General features: G+C 61.0%; 20 protein-coding genes. 11 read left to right on the top strand and 9 right to left on the bottom strand.

Annotated elements, in window-relative coordinates; all coding sequences use genetic code 11:
* On the bottom strand, window positions 1-2664 hold the full coding sequence (alaS, locus tag MRBLRC7O_RS07695; RefSeq protein ID WP_003507879.1) for an alanine--tRNA ligase: 2664 nt from the start codon (window positions 2662-2664) through the stop codon (window positions 1-3).
* Between the two features lie 230 nt (window positions 2665-2894).
* Entirely contained in the window at window positions 2895-3986 is a 1092-nt protein-coding gene (gene recA, locus MRBLRC7O_RS07700; protein WP_020012874.1) for a recombinase RecA, read from the bottom strand.
* A gap of 246 nt (window positions 3987-4232) precedes the next feature.
* Between recA and MRBLRC7O_RS07705 the strand changes: the two genes are divergently transcribed.
* Both MRBLRC7O_RS07705 and MRBLRC7O_RS07710 read left to right on the top strand, forming a co-directional pair.
* Window positions 4233-5174: a carbohydrate kinase family protein gene (locus MRBLRC7O_RS07705; protein WP_003507876.1), complete on the top strand. Its 942-nt coding sequence runs from the start codon at window positions 4233-4235 to the stop codon at window positions 5172-5174.
* Between the two features lie 29 nt (window positions 5175-5203).
* Window positions 5204-6127, top strand: a complete 924-nt coding sequence (locus MRBLRC7O_RS07710; protein WP_003507874.1) for a pseudouridine-5'-phosphate glycosidase — start codon at window positions 5204-5206, stop codon at window positions 6125-6127.
* Window positions 6128-6311: 184 nt separating this feature from the next.
* Here the strand turns inward: MRBLRC7O_RS07710 and MRBLRC7O_RS07715 are convergent, their stop codons facing one another.
* On the bottom strand, window positions 6312-8579 hold the full coding sequence (locus MRBLRC7O_RS07715; protein ID WP_080866602.1) for an OmpA family protein: 2268 nt from the start codon (window positions 8577-8579) through the stop codon (window positions 6312-6314).
* A 341-nt stretch (window positions 8580-8920) separates the two neighbouring features.
* On the opposite strand from MRBLRC7O_RS07715, the gene MRBLRC7O_RS07720 reads away from it, so the two are divergent.
* The 5 genes from MRBLRC7O_RS07720 (at window position 8921) to MRBLRC7O_RS07740 (ending at window position 12782) form a co-directional block, all read left to right on the top strand.
* A complete protein-coding gene (locus MRBLRC7O_RS07720; protein ID WP_003507867.1) occupies window positions 8921-9694 on the top strand; it encodes an ABC transporter substrate-binding protein in 774 nt (257 codons plus the stop codon).
* Window positions 9695-9806: 112 nt separating this feature from the next.
* Window positions 9807-10610, top strand: coding sequence for an ABC transporter permease (locus tag MRBLRC7O_RS07725; protein ID WP_003507866.1), 804 nt, complete (start codon window positions 9807-9809; stop codon window positions 10608-10610).
* Window positions 10607-11437: an ABC transporter permease gene (locus MRBLRC7O_RS07730; protein ID WP_003507864.1), complete on the top strand. Its 831-nt coding sequence runs from the start codon at window positions 10607-10609 to the stop codon at window positions 11435-11437. The genes MRBLRC7O_RS07725 and MRBLRC7O_RS07730 overlap by 4 nt, the downstream gene beginning before the upstream one ends.
* A 169-nt stretch (window positions 11438-11606) precedes the next feature.
* Complete coding sequence (locus MRBLRC7O_RS07735) at window positions 11607-11873, top strand: usg protein (protein ID WP_060723297.1); 267 nt, start codon at window positions 11607-11609, stop codon at window positions 11871-11873.
* A gap of 84 nt (window positions 11874-11957) precedes the next feature.
* A complete protein-coding gene (locus MRBLRC7O_RS07740) occupies window positions 11958-12782 on the top strand; it encodes a class I SAM-dependent methyltransferase (protein ID WP_080866255.1) in 825 nt (274 codons plus the stop codon).
* Window positions 12783-13052: 270 nt separating this feature from the next.
* On the opposite strand, the gene MRBLRC7O_RS07745 is transcribed toward MRBLRC7O_RS07740, so the two are convergent.
* The 4 genes from MRBLRC7O_RS07745 to MRBLRC7O_RS07760 all read right to left on the bottom strand — a co-directional run bounded on the left by MRBLRC7O_RS07745 (window position 13053) and on the right by MRBLRC7O_RS07760 (window position 16093).
* On the bottom strand, window positions 13053-14018 hold the full coding sequence (locus tag MRBLRC7O_RS07745) for an aliphatic sulfonate ABC transporter substrate-binding protein (RefSeq protein WP_003507847.1): 966 nt from the start codon (window positions 14016-14018) through the stop codon (window positions 13053-13055).
* 285 nt (window positions 14019-14303) lie between these two features.
* On the bottom strand, window positions 14304-14792 hold the full coding sequence (locus MRBLRC7O_RS07750; RefSeq protein ID WP_003507846.1) for an Lrp/AsnC family transcriptional regulator: 489 nt from the start codon (window positions 14790-14792) through the stop codon (window positions 14304-14306).
* Between the two features lie 70 nt (window positions 14793-14862).
* Window positions 14863-15507, bottom strand: a complete 645-nt coding sequence (locus tag MRBLRC7O_RS07755; RefSeq protein WP_003507845.1) for a uracil-DNA glycosylase family protein — start codon at window positions 15505-15507, stop codon at window positions 14863-14865.
* Window positions 15500-16093, bottom strand: a complete 594-nt coding sequence (locus tag MRBLRC7O_RS07760; protein ID WP_003507843.1) for a thermonuclease family protein — start codon at window positions 16091-16093, stop codon at window positions 15500-15502. Before MRBLRC7O_RS07760 ends, MRBLRC7O_RS07755 begins: the two co-directional genes overlap by 8 nt.
* Before the next feature lie 107 nt (window positions 16094-16200).
* Between MRBLRC7O_RS07760 and pdhS2 the strand changes: the two genes are divergently transcribed.
* A complete protein-coding gene (pdhS2, locus tag MRBLRC7O_RS07765) occupies window positions 16201-17736 on the top strand; it encodes a two-component system sensor histidine kinase PdhS2 (RefSeq protein ID WP_080866256.1) in 1536 nt (511 codons plus the stop codon).
* A 39-nt stretch (window positions 17737-17775) separates the two neighbouring features.
* Here the strand turns inward: pdhS2 and MRBLRC7O_RS07770 are convergent, their stop codons facing one another.
* Window positions 17776-18180: a diacylglycerol kinase gene (locus MRBLRC7O_RS07770; protein WP_003507839.1), complete on the bottom strand. Its 405-nt coding sequence runs from the start codon at window positions 18178-18180 to the stop codon at window positions 17776-17778.
* An 8-nt stretch (window positions 18181-18188) separates the two neighbouring features.
* Complete coding sequence (cobT, locus tag MRBLRC7O_RS07775) at window positions 18189-19223, bottom strand: nicotinate-nucleotide--dimethylbenzimidazole phosphoribosyltransferase (RefSeq protein WP_020012887.1); 1035 nt, start codon at window positions 19221-19223, stop codon at window positions 18189-18191.
* Window positions 19224-19375: 152 nt separating this feature from the next.
* On the opposite strand from cobT, the gene MRBLRC7O_RS07780 reads away from it, so the two are divergent.
* The 3 genes from MRBLRC7O_RS07780 to MRBLRC7O_RS07790 are packed head-to-tail and all read left to right on the top strand — an operon-like array spanning window position 19376 to window position 21076.
* Window positions 19376-20161, top strand: a complete 786-nt coding sequence (locus MRBLRC7O_RS07780) for an adenosylcobinamide-GDP ribazoletransferase (RefSeq protein WP_080570344.1) — start codon at window positions 19376-19378, stop codon at window positions 20159-20161.
* A gap of 19 nt (window positions 20162-20180) precedes the next feature.
* Complete coding sequence (locus MRBLRC7O_RS07785; protein WP_003507833.1) at window positions 20181-20372, top strand: DUF1289 domain-containing protein; 192 nt, start codon at window positions 20181-20183, stop codon at window positions 20370-20372.
* Entirely contained in the window at window positions 20369-21076 is a 708-nt protein-coding gene (locus MRBLRC7O_RS07790; RefSeq protein WP_080866257.1) for a TIGR02281 family clan AA aspartic protease, read from the top strand. The genes MRBLRC7O_RS07785 and MRBLRC7O_RS07790 overlap by 4 nt, the downstream gene beginning before the upstream one ends.
* Window positions 21077-21095: the final 19 nt, after the last annotated feature.

Below are 21095 nucleotides of genomic sequence, written 5' to 3' on the forward strand. Positions count from 1 at the left end.
CTAGGCCGCCAGGGCCGCCGCCACCGCTTCGATGGCATCCTGCGCCTTGGCGCCATCCGGGCCGCCGGCCTGCGCCATATCAGGGCGACCGCCGCCGCCCTTGCCGCCAAGTGCGGCAGACGCGGTGCGGACGATATCAACGGCGCTGAAACGGGCCGTCAGATCTTCCGTCACGGCCGCAACAGCGCTTGCCTTGCCATCTTCGGAAACGGCAATCAAAAGCACGACGCCCGAGCCGAGATTGGCCTTGGCCTCATCGGCAAGGCCCTTGAGGTCCTTGGCATCGATGCCGGAGAGGGATTTCGCCAGGAAATTGACGCCCGCGACCTGCTGGACGTCGTTTGCACCGGCATCCGACGAACCGCCGCCCATTGCGAGTTTCTTGCGGGCATCCGCAAGCTCGCGCTCCAGCTTCTTGCGCTCGTCGAGAAGTCCCTCGACACGCGACAGTACCTCGCCCGGCTGAACCTTCAGCGACGAAGCCAATGCCTTTACGCGCTCATCCTGCTCGGCGAGATATGCAAGCGCGCCCTGACCCGTTACGGCCTCAAGACGGCGCACGCCCGCACCGACGGCACTTTCGCCGAGAATGCGGATAAGGCCGATCTGGCCGGTTGCGGCAACATGGGTGCCGCCGCAAAGCTCGACCGAGTACGGACGGTTGGCCTTCGCACCGTGAACGCCGGTGCCCATGGAAACCACGCGGACTTCATCGCCGTATTTTTCGCCAAACAGCGCCATAGCACCCTCGGCGATGGCGTCGTCAACGCTCATCAGACGCGTCACGACAGGCGAGTTCTGCAAGACGATCTCGTTTGCCATTTCCTCGACGACCTTCAGCTCCTCGGCCGACATCGGCTTCGGATGCGAAACGTCGAAGCGCAGACGCTCGGGTGCGACCAGCGAACCCTTCTGAGCAACGTGCGTACCAAGCACCTCGCGCAGCGCCTCGTGCAGCAAGTGGGTGGCGGAGTGGTTGGCGCGCAGACGCGAACGACGGTCATGATCGACCGTCAGCTGCACGGCTTCGTCGAGCTTCAATCCGCCCTTGGAAACGGTGCCGGTATGCACGAACAGGCCTTCGCCCTTTTTCTGGGTGTCGGAAACGGCAAAGGCGCCATTGTCGCCGGAGATCACGCCGGTATCGCCCATCTGGCCACCGGACTCGCCATAAAACGGTGTCTGGTTGACGACGATCTGGACCGTCTCGCCCTCGGCGGCGCTGTCCACCGACTTGCCGTCCTTGACGATCGCCTGAATGACGCCTTCGGCGGTTTCCGTATCGTAACCGAGGAATTCGGTCGCGCCGAACTTTTCCTTCAGTTCGAACCAGACGGTTTCGGTCGCCTTGTCGCCGGAGCCGGCCCAGTGCGAGCGGGCTTCCGCCTTCTGACGCTGCATGGCGTCCGTGAAGCCGGAAATATCGACGCCGATTTCGCGGGCGCGCAACGCATCCTGCGTCAGATCGAGCGGGAAACCATAGGTGTCGTAAAGCTTGAAAGCCGTTTCGCCGTCCAGCATGTCGCCCTTGTGCAGGGTCGAGGTGGCGTCGGAGAGAAGCGACAGGCCGCGCTCCAGGGTCTTGCGGAAACGGGTTTCCTCAAGCTTCAGCGTTTCGGAAATCAGCGCCTCGGCGCGAACCAGTTCCGGATAGGCGCGGCCCATCTGCTGTACCAGCGCTGGCAGCAGCTTGTAGATCAGCGGCTCGCGCGCGCCGAGAAGCTCGGCATGGCGCATGGCGCGACGCATGATGCGGCGCAGGACATAACCGCGGCCTTCATTGGACGGCAGGACGCCGTCGGCGATCAGGAAGGCGGAAGAGCGCAGATGGTCGGCGATGACCCGGTGGCTGGCGCGCTTTTCACCTTCGGCCGGAACACCGGTCGCTTCCACGGAAGCAGCAATCAGCGCGCGGAACAGATCCGTATCGTAATTGTCGTGCTTGCCCTGCAGCAGCGCGGAAATACGCTCAAGACCCATGCCCGTGTCGATCGACGGACGCGGCAGGTCGATGCGCTCTTCCTTCGTCAGCTGCTCATATTGCATGAAGACGAGGTTCCAGATTTCGATGAAACGGTCGCCATCCTCTTCCGGCGAGCCGGGCGGGCCGCCCCAGATATGATCGCCGTGGTCATAGAAGATTTCCGAACAGGGACCGCAGGGACCGGTATCGCCCATTGCCCAAAAATTGTCGCTGGTCGCAATGCGGATGATACGGTCGTCGGAGAAACCGGCAATCTTCTTCCAGAGGTTAAAGGCCTCGTCGTCGGTGTGATAGACAGTCACCAGCAGACGGTTGCGGTCGATGCCGAATTCCCTGGTGATCAGGTTCCAGGCATGGGTGATCGCTTCTTCCTTGAAATAATCGCCGAAGGAGAAATTGCCGAGCATTTCGAAGAAGGTGTGGTGGCGGGCGGTATAACCGACATTGTCGAGGTCGTTATGCTTGCCGCCGGCGCGCACGCATTTCTGCGCCGAAGCGGCCGTGGAATAAGGACGGCTTTCAAGACCGGTGAAGACGTTCTTGAACTGCACCATGCCGGCATTGGTGAACATCAGTGTCGGATCGTTGCGCGGCACCAGCGGGCTGGAGGGCACGATCTCATGTCCGTTCTTCTTGAAGTAGTCGAGAAAGGTCGACCGAATTTCATTCACACCGCTCATGCCCACACACCGCTCACAGCTGGAGTCCATCACCGCCACCGGAAATGATGGCTATATTGCAAAATCACTGGCTTTTATCGTCCGCATCCTGCCCTGTCCAGCCATGGAGGCGAAGCAAGACATATAGGCAAAGAAAAAGGGCCGCGCGAATAAAAATCGCGCGGCCCTCTTGATCTATACCATTTCAGCAAAAGCTCCGGGCGGCGACGCCCGGACCTTCGCGGAATGCATCAGCCCTCGTCGCTGCCGTCGTCGCCTTCACCGGCATCCGGGCCGCCATTCTGCAGGAAGCGGTCGGCGATCAGACCGGCATTCTGGCGCAATGCCAGTTCGATCTCATTTGCCGTTTCCGGATTGTCGCGCAGGAAGGTCTTGGCGTTCTCACGCCCCTGCCCCAGACGCTGGCTGTTATAGGAGAACCATGCACCGGATTTCTCGACGATACCGGCCTTCACGCCGAGGTCGACGAGCTCACCGGTCTTGGAAACACCCTCGCCATACATGATGTCGAATTCCACCTGCTTGAAGGGCGGAGCCATCTTGTTCTTGACGACCTTGACGCGGGTCTGGTTGCCGACAACCTCTTCGCGCTCCTTGACGGCGCCGATACGGCGGATGTCGAGGCGAACGGACGCATAGAACTTGAGAGCGTTACCGCCTGTCGTCGTTTCCGGCGAACCGAACATGACGCCGATCTTCATGCGGATCTGGTTGATGAAGATGACCATGCATTTCGACTTGGAGATCGAAGCGGTCAGCTTGCGCAGCGCCTGGCTCATCAGGCGGGCCTGAAGACCCGGCAGGCTGTCACCCATCTCGCCTTCGATTTCCGCCCGCGGCGTCAGCGCCGCAACGGAGTCAACCACGAGAACATCAACCGCACCGGAGCGCACCAGCGTATCGGTGATCTCAAGTGCCTGCTCGCCCGTATCCGGCTGCGAGATCAGAAGGCCCTGCAAATCCACACCAAGCTTGCGGGCATAGACCGGATCGAGCGCGTGCTCGGCATCCACGAAGGCGCAGATGCCGCCCTTCTTCTGGGCTTCCGCAATCGTCTGCAGCGCCAGCGTCGTCTTACCCGAGCTTTCCGGGCCATAAATTTCAACGATGCGCCCCTTCGGCAAACCGCCGATGCCGAGCGCGATATCCAGGCTGAGAGAACCCGTCGAAACGGTCTCCACCTCAACCACATTTTCATTGGAACCGAGCTTCATAATCGATCCCTTGCCGAACGACCGTTCGATCTGGGAGAGCGCCGCTTCCAGTGCCTTGCTTTTATCCACCGATTTATCCTCTACGAGACGCAAAGAATTTTGTGCCATCCGAACCACCTTTAGGTTATTGAAGCCGCACAGGCAATGAAGCAGTATGGAAACGGTATGTACTCTATTTGTTCTCATTTCGCAAGGCTGAGCCAGCATATTGAAAACAAATAGCGATAAGTAGTTTGTTCTGCTTTCGTTTTTCCGTGCCCGGCCCATCGCCGCAAACCGGATGCGAGGTCAGGAAGACGTCAGTTTAGGCCGAATCGTCCGGTCTTTCCATCCGCCAAAGAGGGAAACGCAAGCGTGAAGAAAATACTCGTTCTGGGCGGCGCACATATCGACCGGCGCGGCATGATCGAGACTGAGACGGCGCCCGGCGCGAGCAACCCCGGCTCGTGGATGGAAGAGGCCGGCGGCGGCGGTTTCAACGCCGCGCGCAATCTCTCCCGCCTCGGTTTTCAGGTCCGCATCATTGCTCCGCGCGGCGGTGACGTGACAGGCGAAGCGGTGGCGGAGGCTGCGAAGCAGGCGGGCGTTGAAGACACGCCCTTCACCTTCCTCGACCGCCGCACGCCGAGCTACACCGCCATTCTGGAGCGTGACGGCAACCTCGTCATCGCGCTTGCGGATATGGACCTCTACAAGCTCTTCACCCCGCGCCGCCTGAAGATACGCGCCGTGCGCGAAGCCATTACCGCCAGCGATATTCTGCTTTGCGACGCCAATCTGCCGGATGATACGCTGACGGCGCTCGGCCTCGTTGCCCGCGCCTGCGAAAAACCGCTGGCGGCCATTGCCATATCGCCCGCCAAGGCGGTGAAGCTGAAAGCGGCGCTCGGCGATATCGACATCCTCTTCATGAACGAGGCGGAAGCCCGCGCGCTGACCGGCGAGACGGCCGCCAATGTCCGCGACTGGCCGGATATTCTGCGCAAGGCCGGGCTTTGCGGCGGCGTCGTTACCCGCGGCGCAAGCGAAGTCGTTGCCTTCAATGGAACGGAAAAAGCAATCCTCCACCCGCCTCTCATCCGCGAGGTGAAGGATGTCACCGGTGCGGGCGACGCCATGGCCTCTGGTTATCTCGCCGCCATCGCCGAGGGAAAGACGATTGCGGAGGCCTTGCGACAGGGGGCGGCCGCGGCGGCCATCACCGTGCAGTCCCCCTTCGCCACCTCGCATGAACTATCAAAAGACAGTGTCGAAGCCATGTTGGGGCTTGTTCCCCAGGCTGAAATGCTGGCATGAACCCGCTTTTGAAAACTGGAACAGATGCCATGACCCGCCCCATCTCCCCGCTCCTGCCCATCGTCTATTCTCAGGAAGTCGCCGCAGCCAAGCAGCGCGGCGCGCCGATCGTGGCGCTTGAATCGACCATCATCACCCATGGCATGCCCTATCCCGGCAACATCGAGATGGCCGAAAGCGTCGAACAGATCATCCGCGATCAGGGTGCGGTTCCGGCCACCATCGCCGTCATTCACGGCACGCTGCATATCGGTCTTGAGAAGGACCAGCTTGAGGCGCTTGCCCAGACAACCGACGCCATGAAGGTCTCGCGCGCCGATATCGCCTTTGCCATCGCCGAGCGCCGCACGGGCGCGACCACGGTTGCAGCCACCATGATCGCCGCCGCCCGCGCCGACATCCGCGTTTTTGCGACAGGCGGTATCGGCGGCGTGCACAAGGGCGCGGAAGAGACCTTCGACATCTCCGCCGATCTGACCGAGCTTGCCAAGACCGGCGTGATCGTCGTCTGCGCCGGCGCGAAAGCCATTCTCGATATTCCGAAGACGCTGGAGGTTCTCGAAACCAACGGCGTGCCTGTCGTCACCTTCGGGTCGGAAGAATTCCCGGCCTTCTGGTCCCGCTCCTCCGGCCTTTCGAGCCCGCTTTCGCTCAATAGCCCGGCGGCGATTGCCAATTTCCAGGCAACCCGCGAACAGCTGGGCATCGAAGGCGGCATGCTGGTGGCCAATCCCGTGCCGGAAGCAGACGAAATTCCGCGCGAGGAGATGGAAATCTACATCAACCGCGCCATCTCGCACGCCGAGCGCGACGAAGTCACCGGCAAGGAAGTCACCCCCTACCTGCTCGGCGATATTTTCCGCCTCACAGATGGCCGCAGCCTGGAGACCAATATTGCGCTGGTGCGCAACAATGCGCAGCTTGCTGCTGAGATCGCCGTGGCGCTGAACTGAAGAAAAAATCGTCTTCTCAGTCATCCTCAGGCTTGATCCGAGGATCCACGATGCGCTCGCAGGAATGGATCCTCGCCTCAAGGGCGAGGATGACGGTGTGAAAGCAGAAGGCCTCGCAACCAACAAAAAAGGCCCGGAAAGCTTGCGCTTTCCGGGCCTTTTTCTTTTCAGTTCCTGAACCTGATCAGTTCTGGGCGACCGGCTTCACCAGCGGCGTCACGCGGCGGATGGTGACGCGGCGGTTCTGCTGTTCCGGGCCAAGTGTCTGAACCTTCAGGTAACGCTCGCCATAGCCTTGAGTCGCGAGGTTTTCCGGCGGAATACCGTAAACATCGGTCAGCACATTGGCGACGGAAGCGGCGCGCTCGTCCGAGAGAACGAGGTTGCTTTCATCCGAACCGACGGCATCGGTATGGCCTTCGATCAGGAAGGTTTCCCCCGGGTTCTTGTTGAGCGCCTTGTTGATGGCATCAGCCACCTTGCGCAGGGAGCGTGCCTGCGCCATCGGAATTTCCGCGCTGCCTGTGGCGAAGGTAATCGTATCGAGGTCGATACGGCGCACCTTGTCGCGGATACGGGCCGAATAACGCACTTCATCCAGCGAATAGACCCGCTCCACCGGTTCGACGGGCGGCTGTTCCAGGAAGCGATAATAATCGCGGTCCGGATCGCTCGACGTGTCGATGATGTAATCGGTCACGGGAATGCGCAGGCGCATCGGCGGCAGGTCGAGGCCGGGGTCGCGATAGACATAATCACGGTCCGGATCTTCCATCAGCTCCGGTGCATAGAACAGCACATATTCGCGGCCGCGATCATCGATGCGCGAGCGCTGGATCACGTCGCCATAACGGTTGCGGATCGTAACCACCTGCGTTCCATCGCGGCGCTCCACGGTTTCGCGGACACGGCCGCCGCCCAAGCGCTCGTAGTAGGGCTCACCACCATCGCGGATGAAGCGCTGGTTATCATCGCCGCGCACCACGACACGGTCGCCGAATTGCAGGATGATCGGCGCATCGCCGTCACGATCCCGATCGCGCGGGCGGCCTTCGCGCGGCTGCCATTCGCGCACACCTTCCGGCCGCTCATATTGCGGACGACGATCGACACGTTCGCCCTGCTGGGAGGTGATCGCCTCCATCTTGACGGGCGGTGGCGGAGCCTTGCCTTCGGCGGCGCCGGCGCGCTGCGCTTCGGCGTCCGATGTCGGAACCTTCACGTCGCCGGCCTGCTCGCGTTCACGACGGCGCTCCTCGCGGGTCTGGCGGTTGCCGGAGCGTTCCACTTCCTTGTCGCTGTCGAGAACGGCGGCACCCTTGTCGACCGGCAGAATGACGGTATCGGCGGTCTTGGACGGGTCCTTGGCAATGGCCTTGGCCTTGTCCAGCTCTTCCTTCGTCATCGGCGGCGCTTCCGTCTGCGGAACAGCGACCTGATTGGGCACGGGTTCGCCGGCCGGCGCCTGTCCGGTCGTCGTACCGCTCGGCGGCGGAGGCGTCGGCGCGCCTGGCAGCGGGGCTGCAGGTTCAGTTCTACCCTGGCCCTCTACCGGCGGCTGTTCGGAAGGCTGACGACCCGGTGCGGGATTGGGCTGGGCCTCGGGCGCCGGCGGACGTGCGGGCGTCGGGGCTTCGGTCGGAACCGGTGCTTCCTTCACTGCCGGCTCCGGGGCGGCAGGCTTTTTCTCCGGAACGGCTTTTTCAGCCGGTTCGGTTTTCTGTTCCGGGGCCTTTTCCTCTACCTGCGGCTTTTTGGAAGGCGCCGGCTCGCGAGGCTTGGCCGGCTGCTCGGCATTTTCAGGGCGTGCTGCGGGCTCCTGTTCGGCTGCAGGTTCTTTCGCGCGCTCCTTACGGGGACGCTGCTGCTCACCCTCACCTGCGGGCTGCTCGGCCCGTTCGGGCTTGCGCGGACGTTCCTTCGGCTGCTCCTCGGCAGGTGCGGCTTCGGGTGCCGCCTCGCGCTGGCGTGCCGGGCGCTGTTCGCCCTCGCCCTGCGGCTCCTGTGCGCGTTCTGGTTTGCGGGGACGCTCCTGCGGCTGTTCGGCCGGCACGGGCTCCGGGCGGGCCTCGCGCTGCTGCTGCGGTTCCCGCTGGGGTTCGGGCTGCGGCTCACGCTGGGGTTCCCTCTGCGGCTCGGGGCGCGGTTCGGCGGGCGCGGCTTCGCGTTTGGGCTCCGGCTCACGCGGCGGCTCCTGTGCACGCTCCTGGCGTTGCGGCTCGGCCTGCGGCTGCGCCTCTTCGGCCTGCTTGCGCCGCTTGCGCAGTTCTTCTTCCGGGTTCGGCTCTTCCGGCTGTGCCTGCGCCAGAATCACCTGACCGGTCGTCGCCTGTCCGGGAAGCGCCTGCGCCCGCGCGGCACCGGCAAAACCGGCCGCGGCCGGCTCCACCGCAATCGCCAGCGACATGAGGGGGAAAACCACCCCCGTCAGCAATGTGTTCTTCTTCAGCATCGGTGTTTCCTCATCTGCCATTATTGGTCGCCAGTCTTGCGACATCGTGATTCCGGCTGCGCGTGCAGGCGCTGGTCAACGCCCGGCACACACTTCGGTTCCCATGATGAACAAAGCGTTCTGTACCGGAAATGAACAGATCAAGGCCTTTTCGTGGAGGCTCTGCGGCACAAACGCGATGGCTAATATTGCAGTTGCATTTTTTGACCAACCGGATGAATAATTGCATCCGCGCTGAAGGCCACAGGCGGTATCCTCCGTCCTGCCGCGCCCAGCGCCCATGGCGTCCGCACTGAAAACAACAACAGACTGCGGATGAACGACCAAAAGAGAGGATCGAAATGCCTATTTCCACCCGTCTGCTCGCAGCCGTATCGATTGCCGCCATCTCGCTGTTGTCGGGCGCAGCCCTCGCGCAGGACAAGATCGTCATCGGCACCGAAGGCGCCTATCCGCCCTTCAACAATCTCGAAGCCGACGGCACGCTGACCGGCTTCGACATCGACATCGCCAAGGCGCTGTGCGAACAAATGAAGGCCGAGTGCACCTTCGTCACCAATGACTGGGACGGCATCATCCCCGCCCTGCAGGCCAAGAAGTTCGACGCCATCATCGCGTCCATGTCGATCACGCCGGAACGTCTCCAGAAGGTCGACTTCTCCAAGAAATATTACAACACCCCGCCGGCTATCGCCGTACCGAAGGATTCGCCGATCAAGTCCCTCGATGATCTCAAGGGCAAGTCGCTCGGCGCGCAGGGTTCCACCACCCACTCCAACTATGCCGAAAAGCATTTCCCGGATGCCGACGTGAAGATGTATCCGACCGCCGACGAATATAAGCTCGACATCGCCAATGGCCGCATCGACGCCGTCATCGACGACATCGTCGTGCTTTCGGAATGGCTGAAGACGGATGCCGGCGCCTGCTGCAAGATCCTGACGCCGCTCAAGGTCGACGTCGAGATCAACGGCAATGGCGCGGGCGTTGCCGTGCGCAAGGGTGACACGGCGCTCGCCGACAAGTTCACCGCCGCCATCGCCGGCATCCGCGCCAGCGGCAAGTATCAGGAGATCAACAAAAAATACTTCGATTTCGACGTTTACGGCGAGTAAGCCTGTTCGATCTGTTGAAATCTCGTGGCGGAAGGCTTGCCCTTCCGCCATTTTTGTTTGAAAACGTCACGATAACAATCACGGCGGCTTAAGACCGCAGGGGAAAACTGGCATGAGCGGAGCATTTTCCGCCATAGGTGCGTTCTGGACCTATGTCTCGACACTTCTCGATCCCTTCTGCGGGCCGGTCGGTCTCTTCTCGCTTTTCGGAAACGGCACCCTGGTCGCCTGCGGCGATGCTGGCTGGGGCGATGAGATCGCTTTCGGCGTCAAGGTCACGATCTCGCTGGCGCTTGCCACCCTGCCCGTCGGACTGCTGATCGGTTTTCTCATCGCGCTCGCTGCACAATCGGAAGAAAAATCGCTGCGGCTGGCGACCGGTATCTACACCACCATCTTCCGAGGTCTGCCGGAACTCCTGACGCTCTTCATCGTCTATTACGGCATCCAGATGCTGCTGCAATCGGTGGCCGGTTATATCGGCATCACCGGCCCGGTCGAGATCAACGCTTTCGTGGCGGGCATGGTGGCGCTGTCGGTGGTGTTCTCGTCCTATGCCTCTGAAGTGCTGCTCTCCGCCTTCAAGGCCATACCCAGGGGGCAATATGAGGCAGGTGCCGCACTTGGTCTTTCCCGCGGCCGCACCATGGTGCTCATCATCATTCCGCAACTCGTCCGCATCGCCCTGCCCGGCATGACCAATCTCTGGGTCATCCTGCTGAAAGACACGTCCTACGTCTCGATCATCGGCCTTGCCGATATCATCCGCCAGACCGGCATCGCCGCCCGCGTCAGCAAGGAAGCCTTCTTCTTTTACAGCATCGCCTGCCTGCTCTATCTCATTCTCGCGCTGCTTTCGTCCATCGGCATCGGTTTCATCGATCGCTGGTCGCGCAAGTCGGAGGTAAGCCGATGAGCCATGTTCAGGAACTCATTCCCGCGCGCCCTGCCCCGGCGGTAGCGGACAAGCCGCTCAATATTTCCCGCATCGTCGGCATCGCCGTCATCACGCTCTGGCTGCTGCTCGCCGCCGGGCTGATCTTCGCCATGATCGAAGGCTGGGACTGGGATAAATTCGGGCGTTACGGGCCGCGTTACATCGATGGTCTCATCACCACCATCACGCTGGTCGGCAGCTCGATCATTCTCGGCGCCATTCTTTCCGTGCCAATCGCCTTCGGCCGCATGTCGGAAAACCGCGTCATCGGCGCACTCGCCTATGCCTATGTCTATGTCTTTCGCAGCACACCGCTTCTGGCGCAGCTTTTCCTGATCTATTACGGCCTCGGCAGCTTCCGCCAGGGGCTGGAGACCGTCGGCCTGTGGTGGTTCTTCCGCGAGGCCTGGTATTGCGGCCTCCTGTCGCTCACTCTCAACACCGCCGCCTATCAGGCCGAAATCCTGCGCGGCGCGATCCGCAGCGTGCCGCGCGGCCAGCACGAGGGGGCCGCCTCGCTCGGCCTGTCGAAACTCATCACCTTCCGCAAGGTCATCCTGCCGCAGGCGCTCATCGTGGCGCTGCGTCCCTATGGCAACGAGATCATCCTGATGATCAAGGGTTCGGCGGTGGTCTCCATCGTCACGGTCTTCGACCTCATGGGGCAGACGCGTTACGCCTTTTCCCGCACCTTCGATTATCAGGCCTATCTCTGGGCGGCGATCTTCTACCTGACGATCGTCGAAACGCTTAGACATGTCTGGGCATGGCTGGAGGCCCGCCTGACGCGCCATCTCAAGCGCTAAGCGGAAAAGTTGGCAGCACTCATCAAGGAAGGCTGCTAACATTTTGAAAAATATAACTATTTTATGACAATCCATGTCCCTGGCAAGCTTGGATTAACCATGTCGTGTTCCCATATTCGATACAGCGGCAATGCTGTGATCGGCAATCATGGAAACGGGAACCGCCGTCATGAACAAGGACATGGAAATGATGCTGAGAGGCTACGGCCTCACCACCGCCCAGATTTTTTATCGCCTGCCGGACCATCCGCTGGTTCTCCAGACCTATGTCTGGCAGGACTATGATCTGGCCCCTGATTTCCCCGAAATGCACGGGTTCCTCAAATTCTGGCAGGAAAAGCTCGACGGGCCTTTGCACTCCGTCCGCTACGTGCACCGGCAGGTGATCTCGGCGCAGGAATGGCGCGCGCTCAAAGGGGAGTTCATCCTCCACTGAGCCATCGCGCCACATAAACATTGCGCCCGCCTCCGATGCGGCTTACAGCAAACTTCAACTGAAGACGCTGACGGATAAGGCACGATGACGAAGAACCAGAAAATCGACGAAGAGGCGCTTGCCGAGGCCTATAACCGCGCACTCGCGCTTGAAAAATCAGGCGATGTGGATGCGGCGGTGAAGGCCTATGAAGAAGTTCTCGCCATCGATCCGGAGGATCACGGCGGCGCGGCCGTTCGCATCGCCGCCATGGGCCGGGGCGAACAGCCATCGAAAGCACCTGATGCCTATGTCGAAACCCTGTTCGACCAGCATGCCGAAGCTTTCGAGGATATTCTTGTCGAGCAGCTCGGTTACGCCGTGCCGATGATGGTGCGCCAGCGGCTGCAGACCCTCAACCTCGGCCCCTTCAAGCGCCTGCTCGATCTCGGCTGCGGCACCGGCCTCACCGGCGAAGCGCTGCGCGATATGGCCGACGATATCACCGGCATTGATATTTCCGAAAACATGGTCGAGATCGCCCATGAGAAGGACCTTTACGAGACGCTCTACGTCGCCGAAGCCGAGGACTTTCTTGAAGATAATGACGACGAGCCCTTCGACATCATCACCGCAACCGATGTGCTGCCCTATCTCGGCGCGCTGGAGCCGCTGTTTTTCGGCGCTGCCGAAAACCTCAACGCCGGCGGCCTGCTGATCTTCTCGTCGGAAACTCTGCCTGAAGGGACGCTCGCCGGACGCCCCTATATGGTCGGCCCGCACCAGCGTTTCGCCCATGCGGAGAACTATATCAGGGAAAGACTGGCCGCGACCGGTTTCGAGGTTCTCGAAGTGACCGACATCAACGTGCGCATGCAGGACGGCAATCCGACGCCCGGTCATCTGGTGATTGCGAAGCTCAAGGGCTGATGCGACATCGGAGGCTTATGCCCCCGACATCTCGGCACCTTTCTTCTCCCCGCCGGGGAGAAGGTGGCCCGAAGGGTCGGATAAGGGGGGAAACGCCAGCGATAGACCGCACCCTTGCCCCCTCATCCCGCTGCCGCGGACTTCTCCCCGGCGGGGAGAAGAAACAAGCGGCACGCGCTCGCCCTGCATGCGACGAACACGGCTCCTGCCTGAATCAAGCTCTCAGCAACATCCGCCAGCGGGTTGAAGAGACTCAACTTTCCCGCCCTCTCAACTCGCCTTCGGACGCCAGACGATATCCGCCACCTTGAGTTTCTTCGGCACGATCTTCAGATCATAGAATTCGTCTGCAAGTGCCTGCTGATAGGCAATGGCTTCATCCGGAACCAGCGAGACCCGTCCGAGATCAGCCCCCGGTCGTGTCAGCGAGACCTTGGTGACATCCTCGGGAACGCCGGTGATCGACGCCAGCGATTTTGCCGTTGCGTCGATATTGGCCTGCGCCTTCGCACCCACATTCGCCAGTTCCTTGAGGATCAGCGGCACGAGATCGGGATTGCTCTCCACGAAATCGCCATTGGCGAGGAAGTAACTCCACGGATCGACGATGCCTTCGGCGGTCGAAAGAACCCGCGTCGTCGGCTCTTTTTCCGCCACGGCGAAATAAGGATCCCAGATCGACCAGGCATCGATGCTGCCGCTGCGGAAGGCGGCGGCCGCATCCGGCGGCGCAAGATCGACTGGGGTAATGTCGTTCAAGGTCAATCCCGCCTTTCGCAGCGCCTTGACGGTGACATTATGGGCGCTGGAGCCGCGCTTGAAGGCGACCTTCCTGCCTTTCAGGTCTTCCAGCGTCTTCAGTGGCGAATCCTTCTGCACAAGGATGGCCGATCCGCCGGCTGCCGCTTTATAAGTGCCCACATAACGCAGATTACCGCCGGCGGCCTGCGCGAAAAGCGGCGGCACATCGCCGGTCGGGCCGATATCCAGCGCGCCGGCACCCAGCGCTTCGAGAAGCGGCGGCCCGGAGGAGAATTCCGACCATTTGACCTCGATGCCGCGATCTTTCAGCAGCGCTTCGAGCGCGCCCTGGCTTTTCGCAAGCGCTATCACGCCATTCTTCTGCCAGCCAATCCGCAATGTGGTGGTTGCGGCGCTTGCCCGCCGGATATGCGGCAGAAACGCCGCCCCGGTCGCACCTGCGATCAGTCCCAATGTTCCGCGTCGTGTGAGCATATGGATATCCCTCGCTATTCCATCCTTCGACGGTAAAAGCGTAGATATTCGAGAGATTTTATCAAAATCCCAGTTTGCGCGGAGACGACGCCGAGAGAATTGAATGTGCGAATTTGCCATTCTGGGCGGAATAGAATTGTCGTGGCCTGGCGGCGGCTACCGGATGGACCTTCCTGCAGGATCAGCTTCCGGCGGGCCAGAGCGACGGAAAAAACGGCCCGCAAATGAAAATGCCCTCCCCGGCAACCGGAAAGGGCATTGATCAAAAACCTGGCCGGCGGCGGATCACTCCTCGCCGGATTTCGGATTGTCCAGCAGCATATAGTCGAGCGGCAGTTCCGTCGTATATTTGATCTGCTCCATCGCGAACGCGGAGGAAACGTCGCGAATTTCGATCTTGGCGATCATGCGCTTGTAGAAAGCGTCATAGGCGGCAATGTCAGGCACGACGACGCGCAGCAGATAATCGACGTCACCGCTCATGCGGTAAAATTCGACGACTTCCGGAAACTCGGAAACCACCTCGGAGAAACGCTTCAGCCATTCGATGGAATGGGAGGCGGTGCGGATGGAGACGAAAACCGTGACCTTGGTGTTGACCTTGACCGGATCGAGCAGCGCCACGCGCCGGCGGATGACGCCGTCTTCTTCCATCTTCTGGATACGCCGCCAACAGGGCGTCGTGGAAAGGCCGACCTTTTTCGCCAGATCGGCAACGGCCAGCGTGGAATCCTCTTGCAGAATGCGCAAAATCTTACGGTCTAGGCGATCCAATGCGTCTACCCTCCTGAATTAATTTCCTTTCAATACACTAATTTTCGCAGAAAAACAGAAAATTGTTTCACTAAAGCCGCATTTCCACATGTTGTCGCAGAACCGGCAGCAGCTCCTCCGCGAACCATGGGTTCTTTTTTAGCCAGCCGGTGTTGCGCCAGCTCGGATGCGGCAGGGGAAAAATGCCGGGACCGGAATTGGCATGGAGATAGCTGCGCCAGTTTTGCACCGTTTCGGTCATGGTTTTGCGCCGCCTTTCACCCAGGTGAAAAGCCTGTGCATATTGGCCGATGGCGAGGATCAGCTCCACCTGCGGCATTGCCACCATTACCCGCTCGCGCCAGTGCGGCGCACATTCGCGCCGGGGCGGCAGGTCGCTGCCTTTGTCGTCATAACCGGGAAAACAGAAGCCCATGGGCACGATGGCGAAACGATCCGGATCATAGAATGTCTCCCGATCGACGTTCAGCCACTGGCGCAGCCTGTCACCCGAGGCATCGTTGAAGGGCAACCCCGTTTCGTGCACACGAAGCCCCGGCGCCTGCCCGGCAATCAGGATACGCGCCTTGGTCGACATGACGACCACCGGCCGGGGTTCGTGCGGCAGGCGATCAGCCATTCCGTTGAGCGGCATATCGCGACAGAGACGACAGCGGGCGATTTCGCCGCGCAACCCGTCCAGCCCATCATCACGCACCAGCGCTAGCTCAACCATGGTCCCATCCCAGAAGATGGCGGATAATGGTGAGGAAACCCGCCGGCGGCGTTTCCAGATCCGCGGCACGGTGTTCCCGCCGCCATTGCGATGGTTTCTCGAATTCTCCCGCCCAGATGCCGCGCGCCTCCCTGCGCGCCGCCGACTGCTCGCTTGAGAACTGGAAATAACCTGATGCGACCGCAAAACCCGCCGACACCATTTCCGATGAGACATCCCTGCCGTCTGCGGAACAATAGACGAGCAGCCGCCCGTAACGGTCTCTGGAACTGCCGGAACAGGAAAAATCCGCCGGCTGGGCCAGCCGTTGCAGGACACGGCGCGCCTCCTCGCCGCACGGCCAGCTTTCGCTGCCGCGCAGACATGTCTGCGCAAGCTCCGGCGCATCGATACCGAGCAGCCGGAAACGTTCCTCACCCTTTGACAGCGTATCGCCATCGATCACGAAGAAGCGGCCGCTATAGGTTTCGCTGTTGATCTGATCGAGCTTGGCCGCGATCAGAATACCGAGAAAAACCGTGGCGAGAAAAAGCCCGCCATCGCGAAATGCCGAAAAACGCCTGCTTTTGCCTCCATTTCGTCTCATGTAACAACAAACCCTTGTCAGAAATGGCAAACAAATCCTTTAACGGCAGCATCTTCTTAAGATTTTGCGCGTAGTCTGCAAGGGTTCATGTCACCCGCGTTGTAACAATGAGTAAAAGCGTCAGCACGTCCACCGACAAGATCATCGTCGACCGCTCGAAAAAACACCGCAACAAGGCGGTTTTCGACACGGTGAAGACGACGCGTGAACGCCTGCAACAGGGTGCTGGCGGAACCGAAGCCTATGAACGCGAAATGCTGACCATGCACATCGCCGAGACCCTTCAGGGCGCGATGTTCATGCCGCTTTTCATCGTGCTCGCCTCCGTCATCGGTCTTTATATCACCCGCGACATCGGGCTGATCATCTGGTCGCTGATTGCGCTCAGCTTCCACGCCATCGCTCTGGTGCTGGCCAAGAAAGCGGCGAAACAGGAGATCACCGCCGAAAACCTCCAGCACTGGAAAAATCTGTTCCTCGGCATGCAGATCCTCATCGGCTGCGCATGGGCCATGTTCGCACTGGCCGAACCGGTGCGCAACGACCCGACGCTTGTTCTCTTCTTCAAGGGCGCAACGCTGCTGATCGCGCTTTCGCTGACCGCCATGGCCAATTTCATGCTGCGGCGGGCGACTTTCATGACCTTCCTGCCGGTTATGGCGGCGCTGTGCGTCACCTCGGCCATCTCTCGTGATCCATTCGATGTCGGCCTTGCATTGATGTTCGGCATGGCGATCCTCTTTTGTCATCGCATCACCAGCCGGCTCTACCAGACCAGCGTCAAGCTCCTGTCGTCCCAGACGGAAAAGGACGACCTTATCGCCGAGCTCGAAGTCGCCAACTCGGTTTCGGATGAGGCGCGACGCCGCGCCGAAGAGGCCAATCTGGCCAAATCACGTTTTCTCGCTTCCATGTCGCATGAGCTGCGCACCCCGCTCAACGCCATTCTCGGCTTCTCCGAGGTCATGGCGTCAGAAGTGCTCGGCCCGCTCAACAACCCGCTCTACAAGGAATATTCCGGAGATATCCACCGCTCCGGCCAGCACCTGCTCGATCTCATCAACGAAATCCTCGACCTCTCGCGCATCGAGGCCGGCCGCTATGACCTCAACGAAGAAGCGATCTCGATGCTGGAAATCGCCGAGGATTGCATCGGCATGATCCAGCTTCGCGCCCGCGCCAAGAATATCAGGATTTCCCAGCAGTTCGAAAACAGCCTGCCGCAGGTCTGGGCCGATGAAAAATCCATTCGCCAGGTCATCCTCAACCTGCTTTCCAACGCCGTGAAATTCACGCCGCAGGGCGGCGAAATCCTCGTGAAAGCCGGCTGGACCGCGGGCGGCGGCCAATATGTGTCGATCAGGGATAATGGCCCCGGCATACCCGAAGATGAAATTCCCGTGGTGCTGTCGGCCTTCGGTCAGGGCTCGATCGCGATCAAGAGCGCCGAACAGGGAACCGGTCTTGGCCTGCCCATCGTTCAGGCCATTCTCGCCAAGCATGACGGCCAGTTCATCCTGAAATCGAAACTGCGCGAGGGCACCGAAGGCATCGCCATCCTGCCGGCAAAACGCGTGCTGCAGAGCCTGCCGGCCGTGGAGGAAACCCACGCCATCCAGCCGCGCCGGCGGTCCTTCGCCTGAAAACCCTGAGCATTAGCCAAAAAAGCGGAGGCGCTCCGCTTAGAGGAACAGCGTCGTCACCAGCGAATACAGCACGAAAAATCCGTTCGCCATCAACAGGCAGAAGACGGCAAAGGAACCGAGGTCCTTGGCATGCCGCCCGACCGAGGAGATTTCCGGCGAAATGCGATCCACCAACTCTTCGATGGCGGTATTCAGCGCCTCCACCGAGAAAAGAAGCAGCATCAGCACCGTAAAGACGAGAAGATGCGCAAACGGCGCGCCCACGACCAGAAGCAGGGCGAGCCCGACGCCGAAGGCAAGAACCTCATGCCGGAACGCTGCTTCCTGCCACAGCCGGCCAAGCCCCTGCACGGAATAGCGGGCGGCGGCCAAAAGATGCCGCCAGCCTTTTTCCTTGCGAAAGACGGGTTCCGGTTGCTTCTTTTGCGGCGTCACGTCCATCTTCAGCCTCAATGATCGGTGCGGGAACTGATGCGGGTGTCCACACCCGCCGCTTCGAACGTCGCCATGCCGGAATGGCAGGCGGCAGCGGCCTTGACGATGCCGGCGGCAAGTGCTGCCCCCGTCCCTTCGCCAAGCCGCATGCCAAGCGCCAGCAGCGGCGTCTTGCCGAGCTTTTCAATGGCGGCCAGATGGCCGGGCTCGCCCGAGACATGGCCGATCAGGCAATGATCGAGCGCCGAAGGATTGGCGGCCTTGAGAAGAGCGGCAGCGGCCGTCGCCACATAACCGTCAATCAGCACGGGAATACGCTGCACGCGGGCGGCGAGGATGGCGCCGGCAATCGCCGCGATCTCGCGTCCGCCAAGACGGCGCATGATTTCCAGCGGATCGGACAGGTGGTCCTTGTGGAATTCCACGGCAGCTTTCACCGCCGCGATCTTGCGGGCCATGACCTCACCTTCCGAGCCGGTGCCCGGACCGGTCCACTCTTCTGCCGTGCCGCCATAAAGCGCGAGATTGATCGCCGCCGCAATGGTGGTGTTGCCGATGCCCATTTCGCCGACGCAGAGAAGATCGGTGCCGCCGGCAATCGCCTCCATACCGAAGGCCATGGTCGCGGCGCAGTCGCGCTCCGAGAGCGCAGGCTCGCAGGTGATGTCGCCGGTCGGGTAATCGAGCGCCAGATCGAAGATTTTCAGGCCAAGATCATTGGCGACACAGATCTGGTTGATCGCCGCACCGCCTGCCGCGAAATTTTCCACCATCTGCTGGGTCACGGATGTCGGATAAGGCGTAACGCCGTGCCGGGTAACACCGTGATTGCCGGCGAAGATCGCCACCAGCGGACGGGTGACGGCCGGAGAACGGCCGGACCAGGCAGCCAGCCACATGGCGATTTCTTCGAGACGGCCGAGCGAACCGGCAGGCTTGGTCAGCTGCGCATTGCGCTCCTTGGCCGCCACAAGCGCGTGCGTGTCCGGGCCGGGAAGCTCGCGCAGCAGCGCGCGGAAATCGTCGAAGGGCAATCCGCTCATGCTCATGATATCTGTCTTTCTCGTCGTCGGGTTGGCTGTCGCATCGGCTCATGCGTCCGGAACTTGTGTTTTCCGGCAAATCGGTCTTTGTTGCGCCTCTCATAATCGCGGATGCGCCGCGGAACAACCGGAAATGCAGCAACTGCAACGGAGAGAGCATGAAGGCCGGGGATTTTATAACAGATGTCATGCATTCCCTCGCCTTTCTGAGCCGCCTGCCCGTTCCCTCGCGTTTTTTTGATGATGCCGACAGTGTGTCGATGCGCCGCACTGCCCGCGCCTTTCCCGCCGCCGGTCTGCTGATCGCCCTGCCCGCCGCTTTCCTCGTTGTGGTTTTTGCGGCCTTCGACGCCTCTCCCCAGCTCACCGGCTGGCTTGTCATCGGCTTGACGGCGCTCGTGACAGGGGCGCTGCACGAAGACGGCCTGGCCGACATGGCCGACGGTTTCGGCAGCGGCAAGGACAAGGCGCGAATGCTTGAGATCATGAAGGACAGCCGCATCGGCAGCTATGGCGCCATCGCCATGATCCTGTCCTTTGCGCTTCGCGCCACCGCGCTCGCCTCGCTCATTGAGACGCTGCCGGCAAAAACCGCCGCCGCCGCCCTGATCGCTGTGCTTGTCATGAGCCGCGCCCTGATGGTTTGGCACTGGCAGTCCCTGCCCGCCGCCAAAACCTCCGGCATCGCCGCCAGCGCCGGTCAGCCGGGCACAAGCGAGCGCAACATCGCGCTTTTGATCGGGTTGCTGCTTTTCATACTATTTACGCTGCACGCCCTGCCGCTCCTGTCGATTGCCCTTGTGCTGGCGGCAGCCTTTCTGGCGGCCATGCTTTTCGGCAGGCTCTGCGACAGGAAGATCGGCGGCCATACCGGCGACACCATCGGCGCCTGCCAGCAGATCACGGAGATCGTGATTCTTGTCGCCCTTGCCCTTGCAGCATGACGGCCTGATATAAATCATCATGGAAACACCCTGCATCCACATCTGTCGCCTCGATGAAACCAGCAGCCTCTGCATCGGCTGTGGGCGAATGCTGGATGAAATTGGCGGCTGGGCAGGGTATAGCGACGAGAAGCGCCGCGAGATCATGCGGTTGCTGCCGCAAAGACTGGCAAACCTGCCCAAGACCGCCAAGGAGACGCATACCGCATGAACAGGCTGACCATCGTTCTCCTTCTGCTGGCCGTCGGCCTTGGCCTGCTGCTCATCAATCATGACGGTGGGCGAACGCTCGGCATCGATAATGATCAATTCGCCCATGTTCTCTATCTTCTGCCCATTGCCGCTCTCCTGTCCGCCGGCATATTGGCCGGAAGCCGCGGCAGTTTCGGCACCGTCATCCGCCAGCTCGCCGTCTGGCTTGTCATCATTCTCGGCCTCGTCTCGCTTTATCTCTATCGCTACGATCTGCAAACCTTCGGCGATCGACTGCTGGGCGGCCTCATACCCGGCCGCGCCGTAGTGGTCACCACATCGGGCGGTGAGCAGGAAATCGTGCTGCATAAATCGATGAGCGGCCATTTCGAGGCGAATGTCGGTCTCGAAGGCAAGACGATCCACATGCTGGTCGATACCGGCGCAAGCTCGGTGGTGCTCGCCAATGCAGATGCCGCCGCAATCGGCATCGACACCACAAACCTCCGCTATACCGTACCGGTCATGACTGCGAATGGCCGCACGGCGGCAGCTCCCGTCACCCTGTCGGAAATCAGCATTGGCCCGATCGTGCGGCGCAACATCCCGGCCCTCGTCGCCCAGGATGGCCAATTGGGCCAGAGCCTGCTCGGCATGAGCTTCCTGTCGACGCTCGGTTCGCTGCAGATGCAGACCGATGAACTGCGGCTGCGCGACCGGTAACCCCCTGCCCTTTGCGGTT

Origin of the sequence: Agrobacterium radiobacter (assembly GCF_040801995.1) — a bacterium.
In the GTDB taxonomy this organism is placed as follows: domain Bacteria; phylum Pseudomonadota; class Alphaproteobacteria; order Rhizobiales; family Rhizobiaceae; genus Agrobacterium; species Agrobacterium radiobacter.

Coding starts and splice junctions, on each gene's coding strand:
- MRBLRC7O_RS07790 (WP_080866257.1), top strand. CDS start 20,369: ATGAACAGGCTGACCATCGTTCTCCTTCTGCTGGCCGTCGGCCTTGGC.
- MRBLRC7O_RS07780 (WP_080570344.1), top strand. CDS start 19,376: ATGAAGGCCGGGGATTTTATAACAGATGTCATGCATTCCCTCGCCTTT.
- MRBLRC7O_RS07725 (WP_003507866.1), top strand. CDS start 9,807: ATGAGCGGAGCATTTTCCGCCATAGGTGCGTTCTGGACCTATGTCTCG.
- MRBLRC7O_RS07735 (WP_060723297.1), top strand. CDS start 11,607: ATGAACAAGGACATGGAAATGATGCTGAGAGGCTACGGCCTCACCACC.
- pdhS2 (WP_080866256.1), top strand. CDS start 16,201: ATGAGTAAAAGCGTCAGCACGTCCACCGACAAGATCATCGTCGACCGC.
- MRBLRC7O_RS07740 (WP_080866255.1), top strand. CDS start 11,958: ATGACGAAGAACCAGAAAATCGACGAAGAGGCGCTTGCCGAGGCCTAT.
- MRBLRC7O_RS07715 (WP_080866602.1), bottom strand. CDS start 8,579: ATGCTGAAGAAGAACACATTGCTGACGGGGGTGGTTTTCCCCCTCATG.
- MRBLRC7O_RS07745 (WP_003507847.1), bottom strand. CDS start 14,018: ATGCTCACACGACGCGGAACATTGGGACTGATCGCAGGTGCGACCGGG.
- recA (WP_020012874.1), bottom strand. CDS start 3,986: ATGGCACAAAATTCTTTGCGTCTCGTAGAGGATAAATCGGTGGATAAA.
- MRBLRC7O_RS07770 (WP_003507839.1), bottom strand. CDS start 18,180: ATGGACGTGACGCCGCAAAAGAAGCAACCGGAACCCGTCTTTCGCAAG.
- alaS (WP_003507879.1), bottom strand. CDS start 2,664: ATGAGCGGTGTGAATGAAATTCGGTCGACCTTTCTCGACTACTTCAAG.
- MRBLRC7O_RS07755 (WP_003507845.1), bottom strand. CDS start 15,507: ATGGTTGAGCTAGCGCTGGTGCGTGATGATGGGCTGGACGGGTTGCGC.
- MRBLRC7O_RS07720 (WP_003507867.1), top strand. CDS start 8,921: ATGCCTATTTCCACCCGTCTGCTCGCAGCCGTATCGATTGCCGCCATC.
- MRBLRC7O_RS07760 (WP_003507843.1), bottom strand. CDS start 16,093: ATGAGACGAAATGGAGGCAAAAGCAGGCGTTTTTCGGCATTTCGCGAT.
- MRBLRC7O_RS07785 (WP_003507833.1), top strand. CDS start 20,181: ATGGAAACACCCTGCATCCACATCTGTCGCCTCGATGAAACCAGCAGC.
- cobT (WP_020012887.1), bottom strand. CDS start 19,223: ATGAGCATGAGCGGATTGCCCTTCGACGATTTCCGCGCGCTGCTGCGC.
- MRBLRC7O_RS07710 (WP_003507874.1), top strand. CDS start 5,204: ATGACCCGCCCCATCTCCCCGCTCCTGCCCATCGTCTATTCTCAGGAA.
- MRBLRC7O_RS07730 (WP_003507864.1), top strand. CDS start 10,607: ATGAGCCATGTTCAGGAACTCATTCCCGCGCGCCCTGCCCCGGCGGTA.